Genomic DNA, 6,022 nt, shown 5'->3' with positions numbered 1-6,022 from the left:
GGTAAAATCAGGAGCTGCGCAACTGATCTCTTCCCTCGTCTTTTTGAGCCGTATCGGGCGTCTTCGGTATCCGACGACGAAGACACAACCGTGCACCGCCTGCCGAATCTCCAGCAGGAGGCAAGGGATGCGCATCGGACGGATCCTGACCGAAAGCGGCCCGCAGTTTGTGATCATCGAGGATGATCAGCTCTACACCCTCTCTGGCGATCCGTTCCAGGGGCAGTTTGCGCCAGGGGATCCTCTGGGCCCCATGGCTGCCGCAACCTGGCTCGCGCCGTGCGTCCCCTCCAAGATCGTGGCCGTGGGCCGGAATTACGTCGAGCATGCTCGCGAGCAGGAGGCGGAGGTTCCCCCAGAGCCTCTGATTTTCCTGAAACCCCCCAGCGCGGTCATCGGGCCAGGAAGCCCGATCCGGCTTCCGCCCCAATCCCGGCAGGTAGAGCATGAAGCGGAGCTGGCGGTCGTGATCGGGCGCCGGGGGAAAAATATCCCGGAGCACGAGGCATGGGCCTATGTGCTGGGGGTAACATGCGGGAACGATGTGACCGCGCGGGACCTGCAACGACGGGACGGCCAGTGGACCCGGAGCAAAGGCTTCGACACGTTCTGTCCCCTGGGACCCTGGATCGTCACCCATCTTTCCCCGGAGGAGATCTGCAATGCGGAGATCATCTGCCGGGTGAACAGCGAAGTTCGCCAGCGGGCGAACACCCACGAGATGGTTTTCTCGGTCCCCACATTGATTGCATATATTTCATCGGTGATGACACTGGAGCCCGGCGATGTGATTCTGACGGGAACCCCGGCTGGCGTTGGGCCGCTCCGCCCCGGGGATTGGGTGGAGGTGGAGATCCAGGGCATCGGGGTGTTAAAGAATCCGGTCGAGGGAACGGGATAGCTGGGGTGGGGCTGCCGATTTGAGGTATTTTGGGGCGGGCAGGGCCGCTTTCGGCGGACCTGCCCGCCCCAAAAATCGGTTAGTCGTTGAATATTCCCAACATGAGCCAGTGTAGTTAGACGACGGTTTGACATCGTGGCCCTATGGCATTACCCTGGGGAGGAGAACGCAGTCCCTTCTGGATGCGCCTGCCCCATTTGATGGAGAGACCGGTGAATCGACGGGAAACAGACTCCATACGCGTGTTGATCGTTGGGGATTCACCCGTTCTGGCCCAGACGCTGGCCACGGCGGAAAGCGGTTCGCTGCGCTTTGAAGTGCACACTGTTCCTTCCATTCCAGAGGCGGAAGCGCTCCTGGAGCTGCTTCCGCCGGAGCTGGTTCTCGTGGACTGGAGGTTGTCCGGCCTGGAGGGCTTCCTGGAGCGCATTCGATCTCAACCGATCGGTCGGGTGATCACGGGCCCATTGCTATCCGCTACCGAGGTGGTGCGTCTGGTGCGTCTGGGAGCCCACGATTTCCTGCTTGCTCCCCATCATCCAGACGAGGTCCTGGAATGCCTTGGGCGAACCGTGACGCTGGTCCGTGAGCGCCGCCGGATGGCCGGGATGGCGGAGCGATTGCAGCGCCAGCTTCAACAGCTGAGCGTCCTCTACGAGGTCGGACAGACGCTGACGGCCTCCCTCCGCCTGGAAGAGATCCTTCCCCCTATTGTGGAAGCAGCGATCTACCTGACCCGTGCCGAGGAAGGTAGCGTCTGGTTGCTGGATGAGACCAGCGAGGCGCTTCATCTGCGCATCCATCGAAGCCGTGATGCGAAGACCTCCTCAGCCGCTCCAATCTACCCTACCACCATATCGGTCGCCGACAGCCTGCTGGGACGAGCGGTCCGCACGGGCCGTCCGATCCGGCTGGGCCCGGGGACTCACAAACTGGATACCGGGATCCTGGTGCGATCGCTTCTGTATGTGCCCCTTCGGGCCCATGGCCGCATCCTGGGGGTTCTGGGAGTGCTGAATCGCCTGCAGGAGATGGCCTTCTCGGAATCCGATGTCCATTTCCTCACCATGTTGGGCGATTATGCGGCGGTGGCCATCGAGAAGGTCCGGCTTTTTGAAGCCATCCAGGCGGAGAAGGGCAAACTGGAGGCTATCCTCCAAGGGATCGAAGAGCCCGTCCTGGTGCTGGATTTTCAGGAAACGCTGATCCTGATGAACCGATCGGCCCGGCAACATCTTGGCCTTCCTCCCCAGGTGCAGGGCCAGCCATTCCGGTCAGTGGTCAGCCATCCCGACTTCCTCTCCCTGATTGACCGGAAGCCTTCCATTGGCCAGACGGTTCGCCAGGAGATCACCCTCCCCAATCGCTTGACCTTTCAGGCCAGCCTGACGGCGGTGGAGGGAGTGGGCTATGTGATGGTTATGCAGGACATCACCTATCTGAAGGAACTGGATCGCATTAAATCGGAATTTGTCTCCATCGTCTCCCATGATGTTCGCACCCCGCTGACGACTATCCGAGGCTATGTCAGCCTGCTGCCCCGGGTGGGCCCTCTGAACCCCCGTCAGCAGGAGTTCGTGGAGAAAGTGGAACGGGCGATGCAGACCATCGTGGAGCTATTGAACAATCTCCTGGATCTCTCCCGACTGGAATCCGGATATGCCCTCTCTATGGAGACCTGCTCGCTGGTTGAGATCCTGAATGACGCGGTCCAGATCATCCGCCCGCAGGCAGAAGGAAAGCAACACACCATGGTTCTGGAGATCCCAACGGATCTTCCCTCTGTTCAGGGGGATCCCCGGCGCCTGGAACAGGTGTTCCTGAACCTGCTGAGCAATGCGGTGAAATACACGCCCCCGGGCGGGCGGATCACTCTGCGTGCGCGGGAACAGGAGGGCTACATCGCCGTGCAGGTCAGCGACACCGGGGTGGGGATCCCGCCATCCGATCTCCCCCATATTTTCAGCAAGTTCTACCGCGTCCGACGGGAGGGAGAGACCGCGGAGGGAACGGGGCTGGGCCTGGCCATTGTGAAATCGATCGTGGAACGTCACGGCGGCCGGGTGTGGGCGGAGAGCGAGGTCGGGAAGGGAAGCACCTTCACTGTCCTGCTCCCCTGTCGTCCGATCCATTCCGACATTCCTTCCATGCCACGCGTTCGAGGCGATTCAGCGTAGGATCCCAAGCCAGCGCAGCACGAGCAATATTCCCAGCCAAATGGCATAACCTCCCAACAGGCTCCATCCAAAGGGAACGCGGCGGGCGAGCAGTAGCCAAGCGGCCAGGACGAAACCGAGGGAGGGGATCAGGGCCAGCAAGGTGGCCCGTGTGAAATGGGCTGTCTGTTCCAGGTCCCGCGTTTCCGTGTAGACGATCCACATGGCCAGGGGAATGCTCAAGGGCATGGCGGCCAGGATCCCCGCCAGGACGCGGGAACGCTCCTGGATAAAAGCCACCGCAGCGATGATCAGCCATGCGATTCCGATGTGAATCCAGCGATCCATCTATAGCCTCCGATAGCGGATCGGCGTCTCGAGCTCCTTCTCTAACTGGTCCAGATTCGCCACCTGCAGATAACCCCGATCATAGAGATACTCCACATGAGCTCCCGCCTCGAGGAGGGCCAGGAGCACCCCGTAGCCATATTGTCGGCCGAAGAGCGCCCTGGAGATCTCCAGGATGGTGCGGGGCTCCTGGCAGATCTCCAGGACCCGTTCCAGGCGCTGACGATGAAAGGTCTCGATCGCCGCAATCCGTCCGTAGACATCCAGGATGGGATCCTCATGTCCGCCGAACGCCAAGGCGATGTCTGGGATCGCAGCCACCCGACGCAGGGACTCCAGATAATGCCCCAGGCCGGTGTAACGGGTGATGCGTTCCGGAGCCTGATGGGGCGTGGTGTGCGCCAGGATGTGATCGGAGGTCAGCAACACCTCATCGATCTGGAGACAGACCTGCCCCGGGCAATGCCCGGGAGTGTGATGCACCTGGAGGATCCCGAAAAACAGCTCCCCGTCCGATAGCAAGCCTTCGACCGAGGTGGATTGAAACATCGTTTTCATGCTGAGGTAAAGATCGAGGAGGGCAACCTGCCGCTCGGGAGAGACGCCGGCTTGGCTCAGGAAATCCCGCAGCTCCCGGGCCACCGTGATCAGCCGTTCGGGATAATTCACCAGCACCCGGCGATCCAGCTCATGCACGAACACGGGCGCCAGGCTCTGTCGACGAACGAAATTCAAACCCCCGAAATGGTCGATGTGGCCATGGGTGATCAGGATCGCGCTCAGGCTGGGGAGATCCACCGGGCGCCCATAGCGAGACCGCACGATCTCAAGGCCTCGCTGAAGATCCTCCCAGCTTTCCGGCAATCCGGAGCCCGCATCCACCAGCAGGCGATGGCTGTCGGTCAGGATCAGATAGACATACCCATCCAGCTCAGGGAAAAGGCGCGTCGGGAGGCGGTAAAGCTCCACCCCATTCCTCGTGCGGTAGCGCAACACCCCATCCCGCTCCTCCCATGGCTTTTGCATAGTCGCCTCCTGTCCATCCCGCTTCGCGGCCCGACCGCGGATCTTAGAGGGTTTCCAGCTCGCGCCCCATCCCGGATTTCAGGGAATGAAAGACAGGGCTATCCCCGGCCGCCCCGCTCCAGGGCCTCGAAGCATAATTTCGCCACCAAGGCCGCGAAGGAGACATAAAGGACACCAAGGGGTATTTTGAAATCCGTTAACGCCCCGTTCCCCTTGTGCCCTTTGCGGTTTTCAGATTCAGAATGGAAGCCCGTCCGGAGAGGCGATGACCCCTTCCCCTTTCTATGGGAGCAGATCCCGGATCACCCGCAGGATCCCTTGATCCCATGCCACCCGATGGGTGACCCCCACCTTGCCCTCAAGCTCCATCTTGTGGGCTAGATACCATTCGTAAGTTCGAATCAGGGATTCCGCGTTGCTGTAACGAGGATGCCATCCCAGCTTGGCCTTCGCCCGATCAATGCTCACGAAAGAATCTTTATCCGCGGTTCCATAAACCCATCGATAAAGCGGAGACAGGCGTAGTGCTTCGAAGAGCGCGAGGGCCGCCTTAATCGGCCGGGCAGGCAGAGGCCAGACCCGCGCGCCCGTGCCCGCGTGATCGCAAAGCGCCTGCACATCCTCCCGAACCGTGCCGAAGCGCTCGGCTCCGATATTGAACGTGTCGTTCACCCGATCCGCGTCCGCCGTCAGGGCCAGCACGATCGCATCGGTCAGATCATCCACATCCAGCAGCTGGTAGCGGTTTCTGCCGCTGCCGATGATCGGGATCGGCTTTCCCCGTTCCACCCAATCGAACAGGATCTGAAAAACCCCCAGCCGGCCGGGGCCGATGAAGGTCTTGGGCCGGATGATGGTCACAATGAGCCCGCGTTCCCGGAAAGACTGACAGACCTGTTCGGCCAGGATCTTGCTTTGGCCATATGGTCCGACGCCGTGGAGCGGATCATCCTCCAGAATGGGATGCTTCTTCGGGATGCCGTAAACCGCTGTTGAGGAGACGAAGACCACGCGTCGGACGCCATGGGCCAGGGCGCTCTCCAGCACCGTTCGAGTGCCCTCCACATTCACCGAGAAGATCTCCTGCCGGGGCCATAGAGGCAACGCCGCCGCGGCGTGGATCACCGCATCGACGCCTTGCATCACCCGATCCACCATCCCCCGGTTGCGCACATCTCCCTTATTGAACGAAACCGGCCCTGTGTAATCCTCCTCGATGTAATCTGCGATATCCAACAGGACAACCTCATGGCCGTGCTGAAGCAACTTATTGGCCATATGGAAGCCAAAGAATCCCGCACCGCCGGTGATCAAAACTCGCATAGCGCCTCCCGAAGAAAGGAGATTTTGAAGCTGAACGGGCGACAAGGCCGCTTGTCTCCCACATCCCCAGACGATAGGGTTGAACTCCCTGGATCGAGGGGGCTGGGGGCCAAAGCCCCCCAGCCTATCCCATGAAAGATTTGGCCCCTCCCCGAGGCCCCTGAACCCTTGGGGAAAAGGTGGATCGATCTGTTTTGTGAGCGGCCTCGCTTAGTGCTTTGTCCGTTTTTCATTTGGGGGTTTTCGGGGGCGGTGCGGGGGGGCCGTT

Annotated in this window: 5 protein-coding genes; 2 read left to right on the top strand and 3 right to left on the bottom strand. The window is 60.9% G+C overall.

The window, feature by feature from the left end:
- Nucleotides 1-127 precede the first annotated feature (127 nt).
- Nucleotides 128-901, top strand: coding sequence for a fumarylacetoacetate hydrolase family protein (locus tag NZM16_RS01555; protein WP_295478045.1), 774 nt, complete (start codon nt 128-130; stop codon nt 899-901).
- A gap of 212 nt (nt 902-1,113) precedes the next feature.
- Nucleotides 1,114-3,078, top strand: a complete 1,965-nt coding sequence (locus tag NZM16_RS01550) for an ATP-binding protein (RefSeq protein WP_295478043.1) — start codon at nt 1,114-1,116, stop codon at nt 3,076-3,078.
- Here NZM16_RS01550 and NZM16_RS01545 read toward each other — a convergent pair.
- From NZM16_RS01545 to NZM16_RS01535, 3 genes are all read right to left on the bottom strand, one after another.
- The gene (locus NZM16_RS01545; RefSeq protein ID WP_295478039.1) at nt 3,070-3,405 is read right to left on the bottom strand and encodes a hypothetical protein; all 336 of its coding nucleotides are present in this window, start codon (nt 3,403-3,405) and stop codon (nt 3,070-3,072) included. The genes NZM16_RS01550 and NZM16_RS01545 overlap by 9 nt on opposite strands.
- Nucleotides 3,406-4,431 (bottom strand): MBL fold metallo-hydrolase, encoded by a 1,026-nt coding sequence (locus NZM16_RS01540; protein ID WP_295478036.1) that lies wholly within the window; start codon nt 4,429-4,431, stop codon nt 3,406-3,408. It abuts the gene before it with no gap.
- A gap of 282 nt (nt 4,432-4,713) precedes the next feature.
- On the bottom strand, nt 4,714-5,754 hold the full coding sequence (locus NZM16_RS01535) for an NAD(P)-dependent oxidoreductase (RefSeq protein ID WP_295478033.1): 1,041 nt from the start codon (nt 5,752-5,754) through the stop codon (nt 4,714-4,716).
- Between the last annotated feature and the right edge of the window lie 268 nt (nt 5,755-6,022).

It is taken from the genome of Thermoflexus sp. (assembly GCF_025055495.1).
Classification (GTDB): Bacteria; Chloroflexota; Anaerolineae; order Thermoflexales; family Thermoflexaceae; genus Thermoflexus.
Note: the sequence above shows the minus strand (reverse complement) of the source record. Positions and strands in the feature narration are given on the sequence as shown.